23 protein-coding genes and 1 pseudogene are annotated in these 23,072 nt (G+C 34.4%); 11 read left to right on the top strand and 13 right to left on the bottom strand.

The window, feature by feature from the left end; translation table 11 throughout:
- Positions 1-169: 169 nt before the first annotated feature.
- On the top strand, positions 170-895 hold the full coding sequence (locus ACFSR1_RS22815) for a hypothetical protein (RefSeq protein WP_378295335.1): 726 nt from the start codon (positions 170-172) through the stop codon (positions 893-895).
- Positions 896-1,258: 363 nt separating this feature from the next.
- Here ACFSR1_RS22815 and ACFSR1_RS22820 read toward each other — a convergent pair whose 3' ends face one another.
- Together ACFSR1_RS22820 and ACFSR1_RS22825 are read right to left on the bottom strand one after the other, a co-directional pair.
- Positions 1,259-1,903 carry a hypothetical protein gene (locus ACFSR1_RS22820; RefSeq protein WP_378295336.1) on the bottom strand — a complete coding sequence of 215 codons (645 nt, stop codon included), beginning with the start codon at positions 1,901-1,903 and terminating at the stop codon, positions 1,259-1,261.
- 144 nt (positions 1,904-2,047) lie between these two features.
- Entirely contained in the window at positions 2,048-2,170 is a 123-nt protein-coding gene (locus ACFSR1_RS22825) for a hypothetical protein (protein WP_378295337.1), read from the bottom strand.
- A 225-nt stretch (positions 2,171-2,395) separates the two neighbouring features.
- Here ACFSR1_RS22825 and ACFSR1_RS22830 point away from each other — a divergent pair, with 225 nt between their 5' ends.
- Positions 2,396-2,845 (top strand): SMI1/KNR4 family protein, encoded by a 450-nt coding sequence (locus ACFSR1_RS22830; RefSeq protein ID WP_378295338.1) that lies wholly within the window; start codon positions 2,396-2,398, stop codon positions 2,843-2,845.
- A gap of 126 nt (positions 2,846-2,971) precedes the next feature.
- A complete protein-coding gene (locus tag ACFSR1_RS22835) occupies positions 2,972-3,397 on the top strand; it encodes a DUF2262 domain-containing protein (protein ID WP_378295339.1) in 426 nt (141 codons plus the stop codon).
- Positions 3,398-3,647: 250 nt separating this feature from the next.
- Here the strand turns inward: ACFSR1_RS22835 and ACFSR1_RS22840 are convergent, their stop codons facing one another.
- Positions 3,648-4,745, bottom strand: coding sequence for a DUF3810 domain-containing protein (locus ACFSR1_RS22840; RefSeq protein WP_378295340.1), 1,098 nt, complete (start codon positions 4,743-4,745; stop codon positions 3,648-3,650).
- Between the two features lie 93 nt (positions 4,746-4,838).
- Between ACFSR1_RS22840 and ACFSR1_RS22845 the strand changes: the two genes are divergently transcribed.
- The gene (locus ACFSR1_RS22845; RefSeq protein WP_378295341.1) at positions 4,839-6,299 is read left to right on the top strand and encodes an aminoacyl-histidine dipeptidase; all 1,461 of its coding nucleotides are present in this window, start codon (positions 4,839-4,841) and stop codon (positions 6,297-6,299) included.
- A 331-nt stretch (positions 6,300-6,630) separates the two neighbouring features.
- On the opposite strand, the gene ACFSR1_RS22850 is transcribed toward ACFSR1_RS22845, so the two are convergent.
- Genes ACFSR1_RS22850 through ACFSR1_RS22860 form a run of 3 tightly spaced genes read right to left on the bottom strand, consistent with a single transcriptional unit; the run spans position 6,631 to position 9,380 of the window.
- Positions 6,631-7,800, bottom strand: a complete 1,170-nt coding sequence (locus tag ACFSR1_RS22850) for a peptidylprolyl isomerase (protein WP_378295342.1) — start codon at positions 7,798-7,800, stop codon at positions 6,631-6,633.
- Between the two features lie 15 nt (positions 7,801-7,815).
- The gene (gene gldI, locus ACFSR1_RS22855; protein ID WP_378295343.1) at positions 7,816-8,367 is read right to left on the bottom strand and encodes a gliding motility-associated peptidyl-prolyl isomerase GldI; all 552 of its coding nucleotides are present in this window, start codon (positions 8,365-8,367) and stop codon (positions 7,816-7,818) included.
- Entirely contained in the window at positions 8,364-9,380 is a 1,017-nt protein-coding gene (locus ACFSR1_RS22860; RefSeq protein WP_378295344.1) for a DHH family phosphoesterase, read from the bottom strand. Before ACFSR1_RS22860 ends, gldI begins: the two co-directional genes overlap by 4 nt.
- 80 nt (positions 9,381-9,460) lie before the next feature.
- On the opposite strand from ACFSR1_RS22860, the gene ACFSR1_RS22865 reads away from it, so the two are divergent.
- Positions 9,461-10,492 (top strand): alkaline phosphatase D family protein, encoded by a 1,032-nt coding sequence (locus ACFSR1_RS22865; protein WP_378295345.1) that lies wholly within the window; start codon positions 9,461-9,463, stop codon positions 10,490-10,492.
- A 141-nt stretch (positions 10,493-10,633) separates the two neighbouring features.
- Positions 10,634-11,053 carry a nucleoside-diphosphate kinase gene (locus tag ACFSR1_RS22870; RefSeq protein ID WP_027395629.1) on the top strand — a complete coding sequence of 140 codons (420 nt, stop codon included), beginning with the start codon at positions 10,634-10,636 and terminating at the stop codon, positions 11,051-11,053.
- Between the two features lie 86 nt (positions 11,054-11,139).
- On the opposite strand, the gene ACFSR1_RS22875 is transcribed toward ACFSR1_RS22870, so the two are convergent.
- From ACFSR1_RS22875 to ACFSR1_RS22890, 4 genes and pseudogenes are all read right to left on the bottom strand, one after another.
- The gene (locus ACFSR1_RS22875) at positions 11,140-13,671 is read right to left on the bottom strand and encodes a TonB-dependent receptor domain-containing protein (RefSeq protein ID WP_378295346.1); all 2,532 of its coding nucleotides are present in this window, start codon (positions 13,669-13,671) and stop codon (positions 11,140-11,142) included.
- A gap of 22 nt (positions 13,672-13,693) precedes the next feature.
- Positions 13,694-14,608 carry a FecR family protein gene (locus tag ACFSR1_RS22880; protein WP_378295347.1) on the bottom strand — a complete coding sequence of 305 codons (915 nt, stop codon included), beginning with the start codon at positions 14,606-14,608 and terminating at the stop codon, positions 13,694-13,696.
- 152 nt (positions 14,609-14,760) lie between these two features.
- A pseudogene (locus tag ACFSR1_RS22885) lies at positions 14,761-15,114 on the bottom strand (four helix bundle protein).
- An 80-nt stretch (positions 15,115-15,194) separates the two neighbouring features.
- Positions 15,195-15,716, bottom strand: a complete 522-nt coding sequence (locus ACFSR1_RS22890; RefSeq protein WP_378295348.1) for an RNA polymerase sigma factor — start codon at positions 15,714-15,716, stop codon at positions 15,195-15,197.
- Positions 15,717-15,890: 174 nt separating this feature from the next.
- On the opposite strand from ACFSR1_RS22890, the gene ACFSR1_RS22895 reads away from it, so the two are divergent.
- The 3 genes from ACFSR1_RS22895 (at position 15,891) to ACFSR1_RS22905 (ending at position 19,807) form a co-directional block, all read left to right on the top strand.
- Entirely contained in the window at positions 15,891-17,588 is a 1,698-nt protein-coding gene (locus tag ACFSR1_RS22895; protein ID WP_378295349.1) for a hypothetical protein, read from the top strand.
- A 185-nt stretch (positions 17,589-17,773) separates the two neighbouring features.
- On the top strand, positions 17,774-19,234 hold the full coding sequence (locus tag ACFSR1_RS22900) for a hypothetical protein (protein ID WP_378295350.1): 1,461 nt from the start codon (positions 17,774-17,776) through the stop codon (positions 19,232-19,234).
- Between the two features lie 180 nt (positions 19,235-19,414).
- Entirely contained in the window at positions 19,415-19,807 is a 393-nt protein-coding gene (locus tag ACFSR1_RS22905; protein WP_378295351.1) for an acyl-CoA thioesterase, read from the top strand.
- Here the strand turns inward: ACFSR1_RS22905 and ACFSR1_RS22910 are convergent.
- From ACFSR1_RS22910 to recF, 3 genes are read right to left on the bottom strand one after another with little or no spacing between them, the layout of a single operon-like run.
- Positions 19,793-20,089 carry a DUF721 domain-containing protein gene (locus tag ACFSR1_RS22910; protein ID WP_378295352.1) on the bottom strand — a complete coding sequence of 99 codons (297 nt, stop codon included), beginning with the start codon at positions 20,087-20,089 and terminating at the stop codon, positions 19,793-19,795. The genes ACFSR1_RS22905 and ACFSR1_RS22910 overlap by 15 nt on opposite strands.
- Positions 20,089-20,502: a lipocalin family protein gene (locus ACFSR1_RS22915; RefSeq protein WP_378295353.1), complete on the bottom strand. Its 414-nt coding sequence runs from the start codon at positions 20,500-20,502 to the stop codon at positions 20,089-20,091. The genes ACFSR1_RS22910 and ACFSR1_RS22915 overlap by 1 nt, the downstream gene beginning before the upstream one ends.
- A gap of 11 nt (positions 20,503-20,513) precedes the next feature.
- A complete protein-coding gene (recF, locus tag ACFSR1_RS22920) occupies positions 20,514-21,602 on the bottom strand; it encodes a DNA replication/repair protein RecF (RefSeq protein WP_378295354.1) in 1,089 nt (362 codons plus the stop codon).
- 136 nt (positions 21,603-21,738) lie between these two features.
- Between recF and ACFSR1_RS22925 the strand changes: the two genes are divergently transcribed.
- Entirely contained in the window at positions 21,739-22,512 is a 774-nt protein-coding gene (locus ACFSR1_RS22925) for a tetratricopeptide repeat protein (RefSeq protein WP_378295355.1), read from the top strand.
- A gap of 49 nt (positions 22,513-22,561) precedes the next feature.
- Positions 22,562-23,059: a 6,7-dimethyl-8-ribityllumazine synthase gene (gene ribH / locus ACFSR1_RS22930; protein WP_378295356.1), complete on the top strand. Its 498-nt coding sequence runs from the start codon at positions 22,562-22,564 to the stop codon at positions 23,057-23,059.
- Positions 23,060-23,072 lie beyond the last annotated feature (13 nt).

A 23,072-nucleotide genomic window follows, 5' to 3' on the forward strand; every position in this document is an offset into this window, starting at 1 on the left:
GTTTTGTTAGGAAATAACGACCCTGCTTGGTCAGACAGTAGTGGATGGAAAGATATTAGCAATTATTCGACAATTCAAACTGTAGGTGTAGGAAACGACCTTTATCTTCTTGCTAGAGCAGATGCCAGTATAGTAACTTTAAAACTAATACAAGACAATTAAGATTTCAATGGTAAAAAAACTTTTAAACTCGGGAATATTCTGGACAGTTATAGTGGGAATAGTTGGTGTTGTTATTACTATAATTTTCTATGAATTTTCTAATAAGATGAAAGAGCCTGTATATTCTATTGTTAAGGAGCCATCCTTAATTTTTGATAAGGAAAACGCTACTTCAAATTTTAAACTATTATCAAAAGATTCAACTATAATTCAGCAAAATGTTTACGTTACAACGATTGTTGCTTGGAATAATGGTGATTTAGAAATCAGTAAAGGAGACGTTAGAAAGAAAATTAAAGTAACAGTTTCAGATCAAAATGAAATTCTTGAATACAAAATTACCAAACAGACTAATCCTGAAATATCTAATTTTAAACTGAAACAGTTTGAAAATGAATTAATTGTTGATTGGGACTATTTTGACCCAAAGTTCGGTTTTGAATTTCAAGTAATATATTCTGGAACAGAAGAAACGCAAATAGAAATGGAAGGATACATAATTGGAGCTAAAGTGAAAAAAGTGGCTCTACGACCAAAGGGAGCCTTTAATAAGTATTTTGGAATTTTTGCTTTGATTGTCAATATTTACTTGGTCTTTATTGTTTTTAAAGACTTCAAGAGAGCAACTTGGAAATATTATTTATTTCAATCCTTTATCCTTATGATCGGTTTAGCCATTGCATTGTGGTTGATAAATAAATATTTTTTCTCCGGATACATATCACCATTTTAGAATTAAACAACTGGAAGAATGTAATCAGCTTCCGCTGTAGAGCGGGAATCTTATTAGACGTTTTGACAAGTTATTTAGCAAACCAGCTCCTCAAAGTTTCTGCCACATGCAGACAGGTGCAACTTCGAAGCATATTTATATATAAAAAAAAAGAGACCCTACAGTCTCTTTTTTTATTCCCCCGCTCCCGCTAGTCTGTGACTAGTGGCGTATAAGATTGGTAAAAGTTTATATGAAATATCCTGTTGAAAGTTTCTGCCACCGACAAACAAGTATAACATCAAAGAATATTCTTTACAACAAAAAAAAGAGACCCTACAGTCTCTTTTTTCATTCCCATTAACATCATAAAAACAACTATAATTAGTTATTCACAATGATCCTGGCGGTTTGGTATCCGTTAAAGAAATTAGCATCGGTACGTTTAAAACGTTTCATCACCTTGTCCATTTTATTAGAGAGTAGGGATGAGGTATTGTCAAAAAGCTCTGCAAGGTTTAGTGTTGCCTGTTTGCCGGCAATACGATACTGTCGCGGTTGTCCTTGCAAGGTTAAGAATTGATCAAAGCTGTTTTTTAGATCCGTGATCTGATCCGCCGTTACTCCATAATCTGCTAAGGCTTCCAGATGTTGTTCTAATAAGGTAATCGTTTCGGTAATCACCGTTACAAAATCCTGATTGCGTAAGCGGTTCAAATCAGAAAAGGATTTTGCGGCTTTTTGCTCTAGTTCTATATTTTCTTCGATCGCAGCATAGGCCTCTAATGCATCGTTAAGGATATCTGCTTTTTCTGATACAAAACGTTTTTGCGTTGTTTTGTTAGCACCTAGATATACTCGGGCAGCTTCCTGATTTTCCTGATGCTCACGGATGTTTGATAACAGTTCGCTAAATTGATTTTTAAAAGTAATTAATACCGGTACACCATTCCATTTATCGGTGTTCGCATCCAGATAGGTTTGTACGGCTTCATACATATCCAGTTTGTTGTTCTGGTCTTTGTTCATCGTGTAAAAGTTTAAAAATTATACTAATTATGGCTTGCTTATCAACTGCTTGATACCAAGCACCGTAATTAAGTGTCATGAGCAGATAAAATGTTACCACATACACGCTACTTTTTATTTGGGTACGTATCGTACAAGTTATTTCTAAAGGCAAAATAAGGCTGCAGCACCCTGAGTGAGCTTTGCAGTACTTTGATTGTACATTGCAGCAGTCTGATTGTACATTGCAGCGACTTGAGCAGGCTTTGCAGCGATCTGAGCTGACATTGTAGCACATCAAATGTTCTTTGCAACACTCTGATCAGCCATTGCAGCCCTCGGACCTGACGTGGTTACAGACCGAGAGGTCTTTGCAGCACTTTGATAGAGCTTTGCAAGGGTTTTGGTTTTTTGTAATGGCGATGTTAGAAGAAATGTATTATTTCTGTGTACTTTTATGAAAAGTATGCATGCGATGTTGCATTGATTTTTGTTTTGTAACCAATTGGAATAATGGAAATATTAAATAAATTTTCAAAAAGATTTAATAAAAGAGATGATGTCAAAAAAGCATCTGAATCCGAAATTAAAAATTTTGAATCAGAGTTTGGAATAGTATTGCCAAATGACTTTAAAAAGTTCATTGCTGAATATGGTAATATTTGGACACCTGACATTTTAGACATTATTGTGGATAATGAAATTGAATTAAATGACGTCCAGAATTTTTGGGATATTGAAACAATAAGTTTTGACAAAAAAAATGAATGGACTTCTCAAATTTCGACTGACTTAATTCCCTTTGCTTCTGACAGTATGGGAAATATTTTCGGGTTTTTATCGGCGGACTTGAAAACGGAAAAAGAGAGTAGTTCTGTTTATTTTTTTGACCACGACTTTAATACTGTGGATAAAATTGCGGATTCGTTCTCTGAATGGATTAATGAATTTAATAAACTATAAAAACTGGTTATAACAAGTATATCCCAGATATCCCGCTAGCGTCTGGTTAGTACCAATTCTAAATGTATGACTTAGTATAAGCCTAACTTTTCCTATGATTAGACATTATCTATCAGATAAACCGAAATGATAATAACGAAAGAAATACTTAAAAAAGATCCTGATATTGAAGGTGCATTTATTGTTGAATTTATCTGGAATGATAAAAAATTTGATTTGCGGCTTGACCCAGATGATGTTTCAATAAACGAAACCTTACTATTAGCAAATAAGATAATTGGAGATTTTGAAATTTATTTAAAAAAAGCTGAAGATGTCATTGTAAAAGATTTTCTTGATAATTACAATGAAAATTGGTCCGATAGCGAAAATGGATATCCGAAACTGAATGAATTGGAGTTTAGAAGTAATCTTGAATTACATGGAATTAATTTCTTGTCAAACGATTGTGTTGATGTATTCTTTAATGAAAACGGAATGTTCGGTAATCATTCATTGATTGCCCAATCATTTGATGGTGAAAACTTTGAAGATTCAACCATGTATGGATAAAATACCACCTCGTTCCCGCTAATGTCTCGTTAGTGGTGACAAGGACAGCAAGAATAATCTACAACTATAAGAGCGTTTCGTGAGATCCTGAAACAAGGCTGCCTGTCTACCGACGAGGTAGATCTGCCGACAAGGCAGGTTCAGAATGACAATTTATTGTGCCCTGAGCGGAGTCGAAGGGCTTGATGTGACAGCTTACTGTGCCCTGAGCGTAGTCGAAGGGCTATACATAACAGTTCAGTTTGATAATTCAGAATGTAGACCCTAGATCACTATTCCCAACCTCTCGATCCTTCAGATAATTAACCAATAAGGCTACGACATAACTATAGGTTTCCATACCATCCGGTTGGTTGTTGGCTTTTAGGTAACTGTCGTAGGTAGATTTAAAGAAAGGTTCTAAGGGGTTTTCATAACTTAGCCAAAATTCGTTCACCTCTTGATAGTTTTTACGGATACCGGGTCGCAGGTCTTCTTCGATCATACAAATCGCTTTTTGATCATCTCGTAAATACAAATCGTTTAAGCAAAATTTTAGCGCAAAGGTCACTCCGCTATACTGAAAATACGGATCGTCATAGTTCATTGTAGTGAGAGCCGCAATAAAATTGGCTTCATTCTCTTTGGCAAAACCCAACTGGTGCGCTACTTCGTGGCAACTGGTGGTAGGGGCTTTGTAATTGAGGATCAATCCATTTACTTGTGCTTCATTGGTCACCGGATTGAGATACCCACTAAATCCCATATAGGTTAAAGGTAAGGTGAGTAGGGATACCTTGATACTTCTGGGTTCGTATTTGAGCTCCGGAAAGATAGTATCCAACTGATCATAGGCCGGAATCGTTTTTTTAAAGACTTCGTCTTTGTCGTACGGTAATTGTACAGAGGTAGAGTCGTCTTTTTCTAATTGCAGGTGTAGTTCGTTAGCTCTTTTAATCAACTTTTCGCTTACAGCAATCAATTCTTCCTGTGTATACTGATCATTAATTTCTAACACCTGATGTAGCGGTAAGCGGTAATAATTAATACCCCAAAGCAAATGAAAGGTCGCATATACAATAGAAAGCGTAGCGCCAATATCCAGGAGTACGGTTTTCCATTGTATGTTACGTTTCAGAATTTTGGTAAAAATATATCGAATCAATAAAATAATCAGAATGGCGTAACTGATATCTCCAAACGAAAAAGGAATCCAACCCAGCGCATATCGAAATGCCTTGGAGATATAGCGATATACCCCATTGCTGTACCATTGTTCTACCACTTCCGGAAAAAAAGCCAGGATCTGTAGCGCCAGAATTTGAACCGGTAAAAGAATGGTTAGGTATAATTTTGTTTTGGATTGCATAAAATAGTTGTAACAAAGTGTAAATCTACAACATTTAATATATCATTTGAATTAAGATTTGCATAATGTACATTTGTCAAAAACACGATATACATGAATTCAGAAATAAGAAACCTGGAGCCTAAAGAACTCTGGAATAAATTTGCAGACCTTAATGCTGTTCCCAGACCTTCAAAAAAAGAAGAACGTGTGATTGCTTTTATGAAAGAGTTTGGAGAATCACTGGGGCTGCCTGTAGAAATCGATGAAGTTGGTAATGTTTTGATTAAAAAACCGGCAACCACCGGAATGGAAGATCGAAAAACAGTGGTGATGCAATCTCATTTGGATATGGTCCATCAAAAAAATGCAGATACAACTTTTGATTTCGATAAACAAGGCATCGAAATGTATGTAGATGGTGACTGGGTGCGAGCTAAAGGAACTACGTTGGGAGCTGATAATGGATTAGGTGTGGCTACCATTATGGCTATATTGGAATCAAATGATATCGCTCATCCGGCGATTGAAGCATTGTTTACCATTGATGAAGAAACAGGAATGACCGGAGCAATGGGATTAAAACCAAATTGGCTACAAGGAGATATCCTGTTAAACTTAGATACTGAAGAAGATGATGAAATCGGGGTAGGATGTGCAGGTGGAGTAGATGTAACTGCAGAAAGAACCTATAGAGAAGAAGAAGTTGCAGAAGGAAAAACAGCGTATACCATCTCGGTAACAGGTCTTAACGGAGGGCATTCTGGAATGGATATTCATAAAGGATTGGGTAATGCTAACAAAATTATGAATAGACTGTTGTTTGATGGTTTTGAGAATTATGGTCTTCGTATTCACGAAATCAAAGGTGGAAGTTTACGTAATGCGATTCCAAGAGAAAGTTTTGCCACCGTAGTGGTGGATTCGATACAATCTGAAGCTTTTGAGTTTGAAATGGCCGAACTGATTTTTACTATTAAAAAAGAACTTTCTGTAGTAGATCCAAACTTGACTATAGAATTAAATGCTGTCGATTTACCAAATAAGGTTATGGAACTGGGAGTTCAGGAAGGTGTTCTAAAATCTTTGTATGCAGCTCATAATGGGGTATATGTAATGAGTGCTTCTATTCCTGATTTGGTAGAAACTTCTAATAATATTGCCAAAGTAACTGTTGGTAATGGTCAGATAAAAATAGAATGTTTGACCAGAAGTAGCGTAGAGTCTACAAAATTGGATTTGGTCAATAAATTACGAGCCACTTTCGAATTGATTGGTTGTGAGGTGACAACAGATGGGGATTATCCGGGTTGGGCACCAAACATGAATTCTCCTATATTAAAAGTATTAGATGAGTTGTACCAAAAAATTAATGGAGAAAAAGCTCACGTTGCTGCTTGTCACGCAGGATTAGAATGTGGTATTTTGGGACAAAATTATCCTGATATGGATATGATTTCTTTTGGTCCAACGATCTTAGGAGCACATTCTCCTGATGAAAGAGCCAGCATTTCTTCTGCTCAGAAATATTGGGGTTTTGTAAAAGAAATTTTAAAGAATATTCCGTTGAAATAGTTTAAGTAAAGACAAAAAAGAGGCTGTCTGAAACGTATTTAGCGTAAATCTTGATAAGAAAATATAAGAATCGAAATAAGTATTTAAAAATTAGTTCTTTTTAGTTTCCTCTCCCTCTGGGAGAGGATTAAGGTGAGGGATTTTGATATAAAAACCCCTCATCCTAACCCCTAAGCGCAATCTCGCCCATTGCTATTACAATGTCGTCCGAGGAGAAGGGACTTGACTCGCCCCTAAAACGCTGAATAACAATTGTATTATATAGAACTCATATTAAAAAAAAGCGCATCTCATATGTAATGAGATGCGCTTTTTTTTAATTATATTTTAATTAATGTCCGTGACCGTCATCTTTAGAGTGTCCTTCAGGAGTTGATTGATCTACAATACTTACCAATTCAAGTTCGAAAATCAAATCGGTATTAGGTGGAATTGGTCTTCTACCTCTTTCTCCGTATCCTAAATGAGAAGGAATGAAAATAATGGCTTTATCACCCACTTTCATTTGCTGCACTCCTTCTTTGAATCCAGAAATCATTTGAGCTTCTGGAGAATAAGGCATTTGCATCGGTTTGTACCCTTGTGGGTGACTAGCTCTACGTTGATCCCAGGTGTTTGTTTCTTTTGCAATTTCTTCAATATTGGTGTCAAACAACCTTCCATCAGTAAAATATCCCTGATAATTTAAGCTAACCATATCCCCAAGATTTGGCTGTGCTCCATCCCCTTTATTGATAAAGTAAATCTCTAAACCACTTTCAAGTTTGGTCGCTTTTTCTTTTAATTCTGCATATTTAGCAGCTTGTTTTTTATTTCTTTCTAGAACCAGACGTTCTTTTTCTAACTTCTCCTCTTCCATAACTTTTAGTTTATCTTCAAAAGCTACTTTGGCATCAAAAGCTTTAGCGTCTTTACCTTTTCTGATAATGTTCACTTGCTCCATTCTTACTTCCGAAACCGGTTTGTCTCCTGGTTTTTTTGTTTCTACAACACCAATGCTGTCTACAACATCTTGTCCGAAAACAATTTCTCCAAATACTGTGTGTTTACCGTTTAACCAAGGCGTTTCTTTAAGCGTAATAAAAAATTGGCTTCCGTTTGTAGCCGGACCAGAATTAGCCATTGATAAGATACCTTTAGATTTATGAGTTAATGAATCTACAATTTCATCAGGGAACTTATATCCTGGATCTCCTGTTCCTTTACCAAGGGGATCTCCTGTTTGTATCATAAAATCCTTAATGACTCTATGAAAGATGATTCCGTTATAATATTTTTTTCCTTTATATAAACTGTCTACCATCGTATTGGTTCCTTCTGCAAGAGAAACAAAATTAGCTACGGTTAGTGGTGTAGCTTCGTGATACAATTTAGCAACGGCAGTTCCTTTATTTGTAATGATTTCTGCATAGATTCCATCTCCAAGTTCAGGATATTTTTCTTCACAACTGCTAAAGGTTAAAGCAATAAGAGCCAAGAATAAAAAATTTAATTTTTTCATTTTGTTTGTTAAGTTTTAATTTTCTTTTGTTGATTGTTTGGTAATTTTATTAAGTGTTACTCTAGATATTAACGGAATATTTGTCCCAATCTTATGATCGTCTCCATAATAACCATAAGCCTGATATGAAGGGAACAAAAATGTAACTATTTCTCCTTCCTTCATGAGTTTTAATCCTTCTCTCAATCCAAAAAACAGGTCTTCCTGGTCAATGGCATAATTTACGGTATCTAACTCCTTTTGATTGTATATAAGATCACCATTAAGGTTTTTAATATCGTAATTGAAATTTACGATATCTCCGAATTTTGCTGTTGTGGTGGCTAGGGTATCTTTTTTTTCATAATAATACCAAAACCCACCATCTGATGCAATATAATTGTTTAATGTATCTTCCTTAATGATTTTTTGAATACGAGCTTCTTCTCTTGCACTAAGCTCCTTATTTCTATTAATAGACTCATTAATAAAAGATCCGGACGAAATGCTTACAGGTTTTCGTGCTTCGGGTGCTTTGCAGGAAAAAAACAATGTAAAAAAGCTTAAGAATAGAAGAAAATGTCTCATGAATTTAGGGCATTTTTATAGGCAGGTAAGATACTAATAAATTTCTCAACAGTTTCGGTGAGAGAAAGATTACTTTTTCCGCCTGCAGCGTTGTGATGACCGCCTCCTTCAAAATGATTTCTGGAGAATTCATTGACCGAAAAATCACCTTTGGAACGTAAAGAAATTTTGATAATATCTTCACCTTTATTTTCAATAAAAATTAATGCGAAAACAATACCATCCACTGATAATCCCATATTGACAAAACCTTCGGTATCTCCTTTTTTAAAATTATGATCATCTAGTTCCTTTTGAGACATTGTTATATATGCAGTTTTATATTCAGGGAGAATTCTTAGATTCTTGAGTGCAACACCCTTTAATTGTAATTTTGAATAAGAATTTGTGTCATAAATATTTTCATGGATACCCGTATTATCCGCACCTCTGTCAATCAGATCTGCAATAACTCTATGTGTTGTACTGGTAGTGGATCTAAATCTAAAAGAACCTGTGTCTGTCATAATACCAACATAAATACACGTAGCAATATCTGCATTTATTTTGTCCAGATCGTGTAACTTTTCTATAAAATGATACACCATCTGGCAAGTAGAACTCATGCTCACATCACTATAGGTATATTTGGCATATGTATCCGGTTGCTGGTGATGATCGATCATAATAAAAGTAGCGTCAGTTTCGGACAAGAGACTTTCCATATTTCCTGTTCTGGAAAAATGATTAAAATCTAAAGTAAAAATGATATCGGCGCCTTTTATTTTAGAGGTTGCCACATCAGTATCACTATCATATTTTATAATGGATTTTTCTCCAGGAATCCATTTTAGGAATTCCGGATAATCATTTGGTGTAACAACAGTAGAATGATGTCCTAATCCGGATAGATAATGATGTAGGGCTAAAGTAGAGCCAATAGCATCTCCATCTGGATTTTTATGAGGAATAATAACAATATTTTTTGGAGTGCTTAACAGCACTTTTATTTCTTTAATCTCACTCGAATTCATAGATCAGCGAATATACTATTTATTAATAATATGGTAATAAAGGAATTCTTAATTTTATGCAGTTCTAATTGATAGAAAAAATGAAAATAAGAAAAACTATAGTTCTATTGGTATTCTTTACGGTGTACTTCTCTTTCGGTCAAACGATATCGAAAAGTAACAGTGTTGATTTTACGATTGCTTTTGGAAGCTGTAATAAACAAGATAATAATCAGCCTTTTTGGAAAGAAATTTTAAAAAACAATCCGGACGTATTTGTTTGGGGTGGTGATAATATTTATGGCGACTCTGCAGATATGTCTAAACTCGCAAGGGACTATCAAACTCAAAATAACAATGCAGACTACCAAAAACTAAAGGAACAAGTTCCTGTTATGGCTACTTGGGATGATCACGATTATGGTAAGAATGATAGAGGAGCAGAGTGGGAGATGAAAAAAGAAAGCCAACAGTCGTTTTTGGATTTTCTGGGAGTCGCAAAAGAAGATGTGAGAAGAGCTCAGGAAGGAATATATACTTCTAAGGTTTTTAAGCACACTAAAGGAAGTATTAAAGTAATCATATTGGATACTCGTTATTTTAGGTCACCGCTCTTAAAAGATAGTACAGGCAACAAACGGTATGTTCCTCATCAAAATGGAAAAGGAACGGTTCTGGGTAAAAAGCAATGGTTATGGTTAGAAGATGAATTGAAGTCAAGTACGGCTGATTTTCATATCATAGTGAGTAGTATCCAATTTTTATCCGGAGAACATGGTTGGGAATGTTGGGCTAACTTTCCTACAGAGGTAGAACGACTAAAGCAGTTGGTTATAAACGAAAATGTAAAGAATGTAATCATCCTGAGTGGAGATCGTCATATTTCTGAATTTTCAAAAATAAATTTACCTGGACTTTCATATCCATTGGTAGATTTTACATCTAGCGGGTTAACGCATGCGTATACTAAATATATCGGAGAACCTAACAAATATAGAATTGGTGAGGTAATTTCTGTTCCAAGTTTTGGTATTTTAAACTTCAATTTTGATGCAAATGAAGTCAGTATGCAGATACGTGGACAAAATAATAGCATACTTCAGGAAATAACGGAAGAATACGCTAAAAAATAGGATTTCTTAACATGATTTCTGGAATGTCAGTACTTTCTGAGGATATTTCTTGTTTTTGATACTTTTATCTATACTTTTGCACAAAATTTTTGGGTTTGACTGATACGGTCAGAACAATGGATATAAAATTAAATTTTGAAAATGGCAACAAATAGAACTTTTACAATGCTTAAACCGGATGCGGTTAGAAAAGGATACATTGGTGCGATCCTTGAACAAATCACTGCTTCAGGTTTTAGAATTGTAGCAATGAAATTAACACAATTGACTACTGATGATGCAAAGGCTTTTTATGCTGTACATAGCGAGCGTCCTTTCTACGGAGAATTAGTAGAATATATGACTAGTGGTCCAATCGTAGCAGCTATTCTTGAAAAAGAAAATGCTGTTGAAGATTTTAGAACTTTAATTGGCGCTACTAATCCAGAAGAAGCTGCAGAAGGAACTATCCGTAAAAAGTTTGCTACTTCGATTAGCGAAAATGCTGTTCACGGTAGTGATAGTGATGATAATGCTGCTATCGAAGGTGCTTTTCATTTCTCAGGAAGAGAGCAGTTCTAGAAAAGTTATACTATTTTAGTGTTCAAAACCATTCTGATTTTTCAGGATGGTTTTGTTGTTTTAAGAGGTAGATACATAGTGATACGCTACCAAAACACTCTAAAACTTAGGTTAGGAGTAATACCCAGTGCCATAATATCCGAATTTATAAATCGGTTATCTAAAGAATTAGTAGTTCTGAATTCTCTGTTCAGTAAGTTTTCTCTATCATATAGATTCAAAACAGAAAGCCCTAATCGATATTTGATATAAGGATTGGATCTTATTTTGAAATCATAAATTGCAGAAAAATCAAGGCGATGATATACGGGAAGATTGTTCCCATTTATCTCCCCAAAATCTAATAGTACCAAATCACCACTTTCATCAACTCCAGCAACATTGGTATAGGCTTTACCGGTATGCCAAAGCCAGCCTAAAGAGAACTGAAAATTATTGATTTTGTAAAAGTGTGACCATTTTACAGTATGTTCAATATTCCAGTTGCCGGGAAAAGACTCATTGTTATTGATGTCTTCAAATTTGTTTTGAGTGTTGATATAAGAATAGCTGACCCAGGTTTTGTAGTTTTTAAAACGTTTCTTTAAGAAAAAATCGATTCCATACACTCTACTTTCTCCATTGTGGTAGGTGTTGTCGATTGGATTGATAAAACCTGCCGTTAGAGAAGTGATATCATCTATTTGTTTATAATAGGTGTCTACATCAAAATACCATTTATTTTTCTTAAAACTACTTCCCAAAGTAAACTGATAACTGGTAATTACAGGAAATTGTTCTTTGTTCGACAGTGTCCATACCTGGTTTTCTAAAGAAAGATCACTAACCACCGATTCTCTGATCTGACTAACGGCCTGACTTCGATATTCTCCTGTGGCATTTATTTCCCAATACTTGGATAGATTTTTTTGTATAAAAATTCGGGGTTCTACAAATGATTTGTCTAGTTCTGTGTAATGGTTTAATCGTAATCCTGCAGAGAAATAAAAGTTCTGAGGAGTTTCATATTTGTATTCACCATACGCAGAATGGGTGTTTAAAAAACGGTCGTCCTGATCCAAAATTAATTCATAGGTTGGAGTAGTGGTTACAAAGGCATATTTGATATTATTGTTAGAAAATTGATACCCACCAAGAATCCTTTGATGCTCGGATAAGGAATATTGAAGGTCTAAAGCCGCTCCAAAATCCTTAACGCTATTTTTTTTACTTTCGATTTCAGTCGTTGTTCCGGATTCTGATGTAATGAATTGGTAATTTAGTAAGTATCGTGTGTAATATCCGCTGGTTTTAATATTTAATTTATGATTCCAGTGATGATTCCAGCTTACATTATATCCTTCATTTTCGGTGACCAAATCATCGTTTAATGATGTTTGGTCATCACTTCTTCTAAAATCAAGATCGTTTTTGCTATATAAGGCATTAGCTTCAATTTTATCAAAATCCGAAATTTCAGCAATTAAATTTGCATTAAAATCGGCATAGAAAAAATCATTTTTGGCTTCATTAAGTGGATTGGTTTCTGCAATGGTAGTATTCTGAAAAACACGATCCGCAAACTGTTCGTAGGTAAATGTTTCCAGTATATCTGTATAGGATCTCCTTCCGGATACTTGCAGTGATACTTTATCTTTTATAATTGGGGTATGAACAACGGCATCTGCATTGATCATATTAAAACCGGCGCCTCCTGTAAAACGCTTGGCAACCTCATTCTCCGTTTTAATATCAATGACTCCAGAAATTCTATCTCCATATTTTGCACTGACTCCACTTTTAGAAAAATCTACTTCTTTGACCACATATGGATTAAAAGCAGATAACATACCAAAAAAATGCCCTTGGTGATAGGTTTTAATACCATTCCAAAGAACTAAGTTTTGATTAGGAGCACTACCACGTACGTATAGTCCGGATGCTGTTTCGAACGGACTATTAACACCGGGAGTTAATTGGATGCTTTGCAAGATATCAGGTTCTGTAAGTCCAGGTAGTATTTCGATATCTTGTAGATTGATATTAACTACTTTTTTATTTTGAGTAATTCCTTTGGTAAGGTATTCCTGGATAATAACTTCGTCTAGAGTTTCTATGGTATTAGAGAGATAAATCTCAATGCAGTTACCATTAAGAAATTCAGAAGCATTCAATACTTTTTGCCTAAATCCCGGAGCACTTATCAAAATCACCGAATTGAAAGGCACCTCTTTATTCTCAAAATATCCCGATTCATTGGTAGTGATATTTGTTCTTGAAGCTTTGAAGAATACTCTTATTTTTTCGAGAGGTTCTAAGTTTTCATTAAAAATAGTACCACAAACCGTAAGCGTATCTTTTTTAGAGTATTCTCTAATGGTGATGAAGTTTTCTCCGGTAATTTCGAATTTTAGTTGCGACTGTCGTTGTAGACTATCGATAACATCTTGTATGTTGCTCGTACTATTTGTTTGTATAGAAACAAGCTTATTTACAATCGTTGCATCAATAAACGAAAACTTAACATCGAATTGTTTTTCTAAGGCTGGAATTATTTGAGAAAGAGGTTTATTATCTGCATTAATGATTTGTGCTTTTTCTTGAGAAAAAACAGCTACACTCCAAAAAAGTATGCACATACATAAAAGTCTTGTCATTCTCTTAATTTTCTACTACCACGGTCTTACCGTCTTGCAATAGTTGGTATTGCAAACCTAAGGTACTAAAAACTGTTTTAAGAGCCACCTCTATATCATTATTAGGAAAAGTTCCGGTATATATGATGCTGGTATCAACGCCTTTGGCATTAATATTTATATTGTATTGATCCTCTAACTCATCAAAGACAAAACGAAGCGGTACACTTCTAAACGAACTTGTATTTGTGATCCAGGATGGTTCTAGTGCTTCAAACGTCCAGTTCTCAGAAGCGGTACGAGCAATTTTTCTAAAACCTTTTCCTGCTACAAGAATCGTGTTTTCTTGACCGCTGTTAACACTTACTTTGCCTTCATAACAAACTGCTTCAAAAAATGAATCATTTGATTGAACATTAAATTGGGTTCCTAATACAGTGACTTCTCCGTTTGCAGTAGTCACGGTAAACTTACTTCCTTTCTTTACTTTGAAATATGCTTCACCATCTAGGGATACTGTTCTATTAGTCTCCCAATCTTTCTTATCGAAACTTACTTCGGATTTTGCATTTAGAATCATTTCAGAGCCATCGGGTAATGTTACTGCTAACTGTTCTCCGTAAGAGGTGATGAATGAGTCATTAGAATTAAAAAAGAATAGTCCAAATATAAGAGCAATTGAAGCGGCTGCAGCCAGATAAGGCCAAAGCTGAATAACAGGTTTTGTTTTCTTTTTGACAGTGATACTACTTTTGGATTTTACCTGATGCAAAGCTGTATCTATATCGTACTCTGTTAGATCCAAAGCATCGGCACCTTCCTTTATCTTCTTGTAATGATCATACTCCGGATCGGATTGGAACTCACGAAGTTCCTCTGGAGAGAGTTCTCCATTTATCCATCTGGATAAGAATATATCATCTTTTTTATCGTCTAACATAACTTGCGTATATAATATAGAAACGTTTCATTATTTAATAACCCTACCCCTGTTTTTTAGTTTTTTTATTTTCCATCAGTAATCAGTCATTATTAGCAGTCTATAGTCAAATGTATATTGTCAATAGTCTTTTCATAATTATAGATAAAGATTCACTTTAGTGTGTTTCTTAATGCTTGAATTATTTTAATAATCTCAGTGAGCTTTTCATAAAAACTATTAAACTCATTTTGATCGATTAAATTACGTCTTTTTGCAATAAATAGACAACTAACTACTTCAATTCATGAACGTAAAGCAATCCCAAGGAATCGGTTAAATTCTTTATTTGTTTGTTCCGTTGAACCTTCGGCAATATTTAAGGCTATAGAATCGGATGCTCTTTTAATTTGACTTGTTAATACATATAGCTCATCTTTTGGAAATTTAAGAGTTAGTACGTGTATGTCTTCTGAGAGATCCAAGGATTTTTGCCATACTTTTAATTTTTCGAATTTAAATGCCATAAATTAAACTAAGATTTTACAATCGTCTATCGTCTATCGTCTATCGTCCATTGACTATTAACTATTAACCATCAACTATTCTAAATATTACCTATTTTTTTTCTTAAGCTTAAAAGTGCTTTATGCATTAATTTTTCTATTGCTTTTACGGATACGTTTGATAATTCTGCAATTTCTCTGTACGTTTTTTTATCTATTCTACTTAAAAGAAAAACTTCTCTCTGTCTATCCGGCAAATCAGCTATCGCATTTTTTAGTTTCTCCATATATTCTTTTTCAAGCATTACAAATTCTGGAGATTCATTAGTTACATCACTTTTACGTTGCGTAATATAATTTTGATGTCTGAACTTTACTTGTTGATGACGTGCGATACTAATCCCGAGATTGGTAGCAATGGTATAGACATAGCTTTTTGCCTTATCTAAAGGAACCTTAGCACAGTTATTCCATAATTTAATAAAGGAGTCCTGTACAATATCTTCTGCTTGGTCAAGGTCTCCGAACTTATAATACAAATAACTTCTTAAAAGCTTCGCGTGGCTTTTAAAAAATTGGTCAAAGGCTTGTTCGTTACAAGTAGAGTTTTTACTATCAGGCATTTGGGGTTGATTAGATTCTCAAATCTAGAAGTTTTTTTATTGAGATCAAAAGCAAAAAAAATAAAATTTAAAATTTAGGGGTAGGGTATTCTTTTTAAGCTGCGTTTCATTATTGTGGAGCGAATAAAATGCTTCTTGAAATTAATTATTGACAACCCCTAAAAAATTATAACGATGAAAAAACTTAGTATTTGGTGTGTAATGATCTTTACACTTTTAGTAGGATTTACTTCTTGCGATGAAAATGAAGAATTTGAAACCTGTCCTGATATCACCATTAATATAGATAACGTACCTGGTAGTACAGTATATCGTTTTGTAGCCCAATTAGATGGTATAGAAGACGTAAGGTTTACTTGGTCTATAGATGGAGAAGAAATCGATACAGGAAATCTTAATGATATCGCAAGTCAGATTTTTGATTATCAATTCGAAGAAGGTACGCATACGATTTGTGTAAAAGTAGCTAGTGATACCTGTCCATTAGAAGTATGTAAAGAAATTGAAGTAGATCGGGATGAAACTGATCCATGTCCAGATCTTTTCTTTGAAGCAAGACAGTACGAGAGGCCAAATAAATATAAGTTTATCGCAGATTTCCCTGGGATTGAAGAAACTCGTTATGAGTGGTTTATCAATGGAGAAGTAGTAGAAAATGATAATCAAAATGATGATAACTACTTATTCTGGGAGTTTGCTGAGCCAGGAAGATATGAGGTATGTATCAAGTCAGAAAGTGAAGAATGTCCTAATGGAGCTTCCTATTGTAAAGTCATTGAAGTAGAAGAAGTAGCAGAAAGATGTCCTGAAGTTTCTTTTGTAAAAGAAATGGAACCGGGAACAGTGGGAGTTTATGTGTTCGAAGCCCAAATTGAAGAAATCGATCCTGTAACCGAAATACATTGGTATATCAATGGAGATCGTGTAGAAAACCAAACAGATGCACAAGATGGAGCTAGAGTGTTAACATATCAATTTGAATCGGGTGTATACGAAGTTTGCTTAAAAGTATTTACAGAAGATTGTACTGAAGGAGCTATCTATTGTAAAGAAATAAGAGTAGGAGAAGATGCATGTCCTGATCTGTTTTTTATAGCAGAGCAAGATGGAAATAATCCTGCCTACTACTTTCAGGTAGAATTCGAAGGAGCGGATCAAGTTGAATGGTTAGGATGGACTATTAACGGAGAGTTTGTAGAAGATTCTAATAACGGAGATAATAACAGATTCTACTATCAATTCGAGCCTGGTAGATATGAGGTATGTTTGGTGACTGAAACTCCAGAATGTCCGGCAGGAACATCTTATTGTAAAATAATAGAGATACCTGAAACTAACGCTTGTCCAGAGTTATTCTTTGAAGCAGAACAAGATGGTGATAATCCTGCGTACTATTTTTACCCAAATGCTTTTGATGGTATAGATAATGTAACCTTAGAGTGGTCTGTAAATGGAGATTATGTAGGTACAAGTTCAGGGCACAATGATCCTTTCTACTTTCAGTTTAACCCAGGTAGATATGAGGTGTGTCTTTCTGTAGAAACACCGGATTGCCCAGAGGGAGTAACATTTTGTAAAGTAATCGAAATAGATGAGCCGGTATCTAATTGCCCAAATCTATATTTCCAAATTGAGCAAGAAGGAGATACTCCCGGATATAACTTCTGGGCAGAATTCGAAGGAATGAGTGATATTTCGTACGAATGGACAATTAATGGAGACGTAGTTGATTCTGAAATGATGAATAGCAGTGATAGAGATGATTACTTATACTACCAATTTGGAGCAGGTACATATGAAATCTGTATCATGGCAGAAACACCGGATTGTCCTAATGGAGTAATATTTTGTAAAACATTAGTGATCGAATAAAAAGTTTAGTTAGGTTAGATTAATTAGGTTGATTCCTTGGGAGCATTGCCATTCTTCCAGGGAATTTTGTTTATACGGGTAAGATGTGTTAGATTGTGATGTAAAATAGATTTTGAAAATTTATTTTAAATTAGGGTAGGGTAGACTGATTTTGAGACGTTTTACTTATATAAAGACAAATTATTTTGAAGAATTTTAATACATATACACAATTATTAATGCTCCTATTAGTGATACTCTTTGGTAGTTGTGTTAATGATGATTCTTTTTTTCCTGAAGAAAATAGAGATGATGTAGTTTCTAGTGCTGCTATGGTTACGGTTCTTAATAATTTTAATGCGGATGTGATTTTTCCCGCAGAGAACGAACAATGTTTTAGATTTGTATATCCGATTACTTTAGGATATAATACAGATTCAACTATTAGGATTGATAGTTATGATGGATTGGTAGATGTAATTTCCAGTCAAGGAGTAAATTTTAATATTACGGGATTACAATTTCCGATTCAAATTGTTTTCAGAGATAGCGATACCGTAGTTTCTATTGCTAATGAAACTGCTTTACTAGATATTTTACTTGAATGTGAATTTGATACTGTCAGAGATGAATTTGATCGCTTTTTTAATAGCTGTTTTAAATTTGATTATCCAGTTACTTTAGTAAGTGAAGATGCAAGAGAAGTAATGGTTACCTCAGATGAGGAATTTCAGGTTTTTTATCAAAACCAAGGAGCTTTATATCAACCAGAATTTAAATTTCCTGTAAACATATTAGTAGCACCAAATTTCGAAAGTACAACCATAAACACTTATTTTGGTTTTTTCAGAATTGTAACATCATGCGAGCGCCGTTGTCCTGAGTTAAATTTCACTTTTGAGCAAACAGATGTTTTTAATTTAGGATATAGGTTTGAGGCAGCATTCCCGGATTTAGAGATAATTGGATCCTATAGTTGGTTTATCAATGGAGAATTTATTGAAGATGATGGCCCAAACAATCAAGGTGATAATTTGTTATTGCGTGATTTTGATGCTCCGGGAGTATATGAAGTTTGTATTAAAACCGAAACGGATTCCTGTCCAGAAGGGATAGAATTTTGTAAAAGAATTGAGGTTGCTTCCTTCTGTCCAGAGTTATTTTTCGAATTTGAACAGGAACCGGGAACATTAGGGTATACTTTTATTTCCAATTTTACAGGAATAGATGAATTAACCTATGAATGGTTCATCGATAACCAACGCATAGAAGAAGACGGAGGTGCCAATGGAGATAATATACTGTTCTCTGAGCTATCACCTGGAGTACATCAAGTATGTATCCAAACAACGACTCCATCTTGTCCTGATGGTATAGAATTTTGTAAAGAAGTTGTGGTAGAGCCAATTTGTCCGGATTTGTTCTTTACTTTAGAACAGGAGGGAAATACTCCTAGCTATACTTTTACTGCAGAATTCCCGGAAATAGATAATACAACCTATGAATGGACAATTAACGGAGATATTATCGAACAAGATGGCGGACCGGGAGCCGATAATATTTTGTTTTTTCAATTTGATCCAGGAACCTACGAAATTTGTATTATTACAGAAACCGAAACTTGTCCTGAAGGAACTCAATTTTGTGAAGAATTAATAGTTGAATAGAAAGTATTCGATAGAACATTTTTTACAGAGCTTAGTAAAGTTATAAAATTACAGGATCAAAACTTGTGATCTGATAGTATCATTCTTCTTAAATTCAGAAAAAGATAATTCTTCTTTCCGGTATGTTAAACAAGTATATTCAGAGCTTTATTTCTTTAATTTTGTAAAAAAGTAAAGGAAATGCGATATCATACAAGAAAGATTGTAAAACCGGGTGATCTTAACCCAAATGAAACATTATTTGGAGGCAGGTTATTGGAATGGATTGATGAAGAAGCTGCATTATATGCAGTTATTCAGTTAGAAAGTAAAAGGGTGGTGACCAAGTTTATGTCTGAAATAAATTTTGTGAGTTCTGCCGTTCAGGGTGATATAGTAGAAATCGGAATGGATGTAGTAAATTTTGGAAGATCATCTTTAATTTTAACTTGTGAAGTTAGAAATAAACTAACCCGAAAAACTATCATTAAAGTCGAAAAGATAACGATGGTTAATCTAGATGAGAATGGGAAACCCGCTCCTCACGGTAAAACGAAGATCGAATTTGTAAAAGATAGATTAGCGCAAAACTAATTTTTTGATTAGCTCTCTTCCCAGCGCCTCATTAAGATTGGTGATGATTTTCTCTTTCCCATAGCTTAGTTCTTCTCTAAGTACAGAAGAAGTAAGTTCTATGAATAAGGTTTCCCTGTCTAATTTAATATTTCTGGTGTATTTGTTAATGGCCGGTCCCATAATTTGTTCCCAAACATCACGCACTTCTACCTTATCCAGACCTTTCTGGAGTTTGTTTTCGCTCACAAATTCTTTAAGAACGTCGCTGATGCTAAGATGATCATTTTGTCGTCGAGCCATTATAATTCAATCTTTGTATAGGGTTTGTAAAAGTACAGATTTCCTACCTCATTTCTTATAATCAGCTGGTTTTCTTTTGCAGAAATAAGGGTTTCTTTCCAGGTAGCTAATGGAGTTTTATAAAACATTCTTAGACTGTCATTTTCAATCGCTAACGTAAATATTTCCTGGTCCTTTGTTGTAATAAAACTACCGTTGAGTTGAGGCTGTACTTTTTTACGAATGCCCTTCATTTCATTTACTTCAAAGAAGTCGATGCTTTGATTAAAATTGTATTGCTTTTCAATACCATCAGCAGTAATAACTTTTTCGATTTCCCAATATCCATCAATATGTTTAATAAATTCTTCAGGATTTGGTTTTGAACAGGATACTAGCAGGAAAACTACAATATGTATAACATGTTTTGACATACGTTCAATTTTTAATCAAGTCCAAGCTTAATAATCTTATAAGATTGAGATATTTTTTTTACCACATTTTCTGTGCGATCTGCGTGGGTATCGCTTATAAAAAGCTGGCCAAAATTCTGGTCATCTACAAGCTGTATGATATGTTCTACACGTTTTTCATCTAGCTTATCAAAAATATCATCTAATAACAACAAAGGATTGACTTTACTTTGCTTTTTAATAAAATCAAATTGCGCTAGTTTTAATGCTATCAAAAATGATTTCTGCTGTCCCTGACTTCCGAATTTTTTTATTGGATGCCCTTCGATTTCAAAAGATAAATCATCTTTATGAACACCAACGCTAGTGTATTGCAGCATTCTGTCTTTTGCCAGGTTTTGCTCTAACAGTGTTAGCAAGTTATTTTCGGCTAATTTACTTTGATAGCTTAGAGCTACAGATTCTTTACCCGAGCTTATAGCCTCATAACGATTTATGAAAATGGGTGTAAATATTTCAAGGAAGTTAGTTCTTTTTTCGTGAATGATACTACCAAGTTCATTCATTTGGTGGTTATAAATTTCTAAAGTAGTAGGATCAAATGTATTGTTGGCTGCAAAATATTTTAATAGTGAATTACGCTGAGAGACTACTTTAGAATATTTTAGTAATGTCGAAAGATAAGCGGTGTCACTTTGAGAGATCACTCCATCTATAAATTTACGACGCGTATCGCTTCCGTCCGTAATTAGATCTCTATCTGCAGGAGAGATAATCACTAATGGAAGGAAACCGATGTGCTCACTAAAAGTATCATAAGCCTTACCGTTTCTTTTGATTACTTTTTTCTGTCCTCTTTTGGCGCTAACGATCACTTTTTCATCTCGATCCAGTTTTTCATATAATCCTTCTATTACAAAGAAATCTGTTGCGTGTTTAATATTTTGTCCTGTAATTGGGTTGAAATAACTTTTTCCAAAAGACAAATGATATATAGCATCTAGTATATTGGTTTTTCCCACTCCATTATGTCCAACAAGGCAATTAATCTTATTGTCAAATTCGAAATTAACGGATTCAAAATTTTTGTAATTGATTAAAGAAAGTGTTTTTAGAATCATAAACTACTGATCATCAGCTAGTATTGGCTTTTTAGAAATTCTCAAATAAGAAGTGCAAATTATTGAAAAATAACAAATATTTTCGCTTTTAATTATGAATAAAAATTTTATTTTTGCCGTTCATTAAATATAATTTATGGCAACTTATAAGAAACGAGGATATAAACCAAAAAATAAAGCAGAAGAGGTTGAACAGATAGAAGATCAATCTACAACCGCTGAGGTATTTAATACGTTAGATGAAGGTGCTTCCCGAACTGAAGAATGGGTTGCGGCTAATCAAAAATATATATTCATTATTGTTGGTGCTATTGCTGTCGTAGTTTTGGGATACCTTGGATATCAAAAATATATACAAGAACCAAAAGAGATTGAAGCGTCTAATGAGATGTTCAAAGCGCAACAATATTTTGATGATGCAGTAAATGGTAACACTACCTTAAGTGATTCTTTATATACTTTAGCCCTTAACGGAGGAGAAGGTAAATATGGGTTTTTAGAGATCATCGAAAATTACGGTGGTACGAAGGCGGCTAATCTTTCAAATTATTATGCAGGTTTTTCTTACCTTAACATGAAAAAATATCAAGAAGCTATTGATCATTTAGATAAGTTTAAGAGTGATGATGAAATGCTTGGGCCTTTGGCTTTAGGAGGAATTGGAGATGCTTTTGCTCAATTAGACCAAATGAGTGAAGCATTAGCATATTATGAAAAAGCTGCAAAAGCTAAGACTAATGATTTTACGACACCAAAATTCTTATTAAAGTCTGCGATTACTGCAATTTCTCTTGGAAAACCAGAAGTAGCGATTACTTACTTAGAAAGAATAAAAGAAGAGTTTTCTAAAAGTACAGAAGCTAATCAGGCAGATGTACATTTAGGAAGAGCTCAGGCGATGCTTAAATAGTTTGAATAATAAATTCAGAACTCTGAATTCTGAATTCTGAATTTTAAATATGGCTACAGAAAATAAAAATTTATCTCAATACGATAAAGCTACAATCCCAAACTCGAAAAATTTTCGGTTTGGGATTGTTGTTTCAGAATGGAATGACACAATTACCGAAGGCCTTTTTCAAGGAGCTTTTGATGCTTTGATTGACTGCGGTGCTATCAAGGAGAACATTGTAAGATGGAATGTCCCCGGAAGTTTTGAGTTGATTTATGGTTGTAAAAAAATGCAACAAGCTTATGACATGCTGGATGCTGTGATTGCTATTGGTAGTGTGATTCAAGGTGAAACAAAGCATTTTGATTTTGTTTGCGAGGGCGTTACACAAGGAATTAAGGATTTAAATATCCAAAGCGATATTCCGGTTATTTTCTGTGTTCTTACAGATAATACGATGCAACAATCAATAGATCGTTCCGGCGGTAAACACGGTAATAAAGGTACAGAAGCTGCCATTGCAGCTATAAAAATGGCACAACTTCGCAAAGACGCTAAGTTTTAATATTACTACATTA

It is taken from the genome of Aquimarina rubra, from assembly GCF_042684305.1.
Lineage (GTDB): Bacteria > Bacteroidota > Bacteroidia > Flavobacteriales > Flavobacteriaceae > Aquimarina > Aquimarina rubra.

Bases quoted from the DNA above. Each gene is read 5' to 3' on its own strand.
- ACFSR1_RS22815 (WP_378295335.1), top strand. From the start codon at position 170: ATGGTAAAAAAACTTTTAAACTCGGGAATATTCTGGACAGTTATAGTG.
- ACFSR1_RS22820 (WP_378295336.1), bottom strand. From the start codon at position 1,903: ATGAACAAAGACCAGAACAACAAACTGGATATGTATGAAGCCGTACAA.
- ACFSR1_RS22825 (WP_378295337.1), bottom strand. From the start codon at position 2,170: ATGTCAGCTCAGATCGCTGCAAAGCCTGCTCAAGTCGCTGCAATGTAC.
- ACFSR1_RS22830 (WP_378295338.1), top strand. From the start codon at position 2,396: ATGGAAATATTAAATAAATTTTCAAAAAGATTTAATAAAAGAGATGAT.
- ACFSR1_RS22835 (WP_378295339.1), top strand. From the start codon at position 2,972: ATGATAATAACGAAAGAAATACTTAAAAAAGATCCTGATATTGAAGGT.
- ACFSR1_RS22840 (WP_378295340.1), bottom strand. From the start codon at position 4,745: ATGCAATCCAAAACAAAATTATACCTAACCATTCTTTTACCGGTTCAA.
- ACFSR1_RS22845 (WP_378295341.1), top strand. From the start codon at position 4,839: ATGAATTCAGAAATAAGAAACCTGGAGCCTAAAGAACTCTGGAATAAA.
- ACFSR1_RS22850 (WP_378295342.1), bottom strand. From the start codon at position 7,800: ATGAAAAAATTAAATTTTTTATTCTTGGCTCTTATTGCTTTAACCTTT.
- gldI (WP_378295343.1), bottom strand. From the start codon at position 8,367: ATGAGACATTTTCTTCTATTCTTAAGCTTTTTTACATTGTTTTTTTCC.
- ACFSR1_RS22860 (WP_378295344.1), bottom strand. From the start codon at position 9,380: ATGAATTCGAGTGAGATTAAAGAAATAAAAGTGCTGTTAAGCACTCCA.
- ACFSR1_RS22865 (WP_378295345.1), top strand. From the start codon at position 9,461: ATGAAAATAAGAAAAACTATAGTTCTATTGGTATTCTTTACGGTGTAC.
- ACFSR1_RS22870 (WP_027395629.1), top strand. From the start codon at position 10,634: ATGGCAACAAATAGAACTTTTACAATGCTTAAACCGGATGCGGTTAGA.
- ACFSR1_RS22875 (WP_378295346.1), bottom strand. From the start codon at position 13,671: ATGTGCATACTTTTTTGGAGTGTAGCTGTTTTTTCTCAAGAAAAAGCA.
- ACFSR1_RS22880 (WP_378295347.1), bottom strand. From the start codon at position 14,608: ATGTTAGACGATAAAAAAGATGATATATTCTTATCCAGATGGATAAAT.
- ACFSR1_RS22890 (WP_378295348.1), bottom strand. From the start codon at position 15,716: ATGCCTGATAGTAAAAACTCTACTTGTAACGAACAAGCCTTTGACCAA.
- ACFSR1_RS22895 (WP_378295349.1), top strand. From the start codon at position 15,891: ATGAAAAAACTTAGTATTTGGTGTGTAATGATCTTTACACTTTTAGTA.
- ACFSR1_RS22905 (WP_378295351.1), top strand. From the start codon at position 19,415: ATGCGATATCATACAAGAAAGATTGTAAAACCGGGTGATCTTAACCCA.
- ACFSR1_RS22910 (WP_378295352.1), bottom strand. From the start codon at position 20,089: ATGGCTCGACGACAAAATGATCATCTTAGCATCAGCGACGTTCTTAAA.
- ACFSR1_RS22915 (WP_378295353.1), bottom strand. From the start codon at position 20,502: ATGTCAAAACATGTTATACATATTGTAGTTTTCCTGCTAGTATCCTGT.
- recF (WP_378295354.1), bottom strand. From the start codon at position 21,602: ATGATTCTAAAAACACTTTCTTTAATCAATTACAAAAATTTTGAATCC.
- ACFSR1_RS22925 (WP_378295355.1), top strand. From the start codon at position 21,739: ATGGCAACTTATAAGAAACGAGGATATAAACCAAAAAATAAAGCAGAA.
- ribH (WP_378295356.1), top strand. From the start codon at position 22,562: ATGGCTACAGAAAATAAAAATTTATCTCAATACGATAAAGCTACAATC.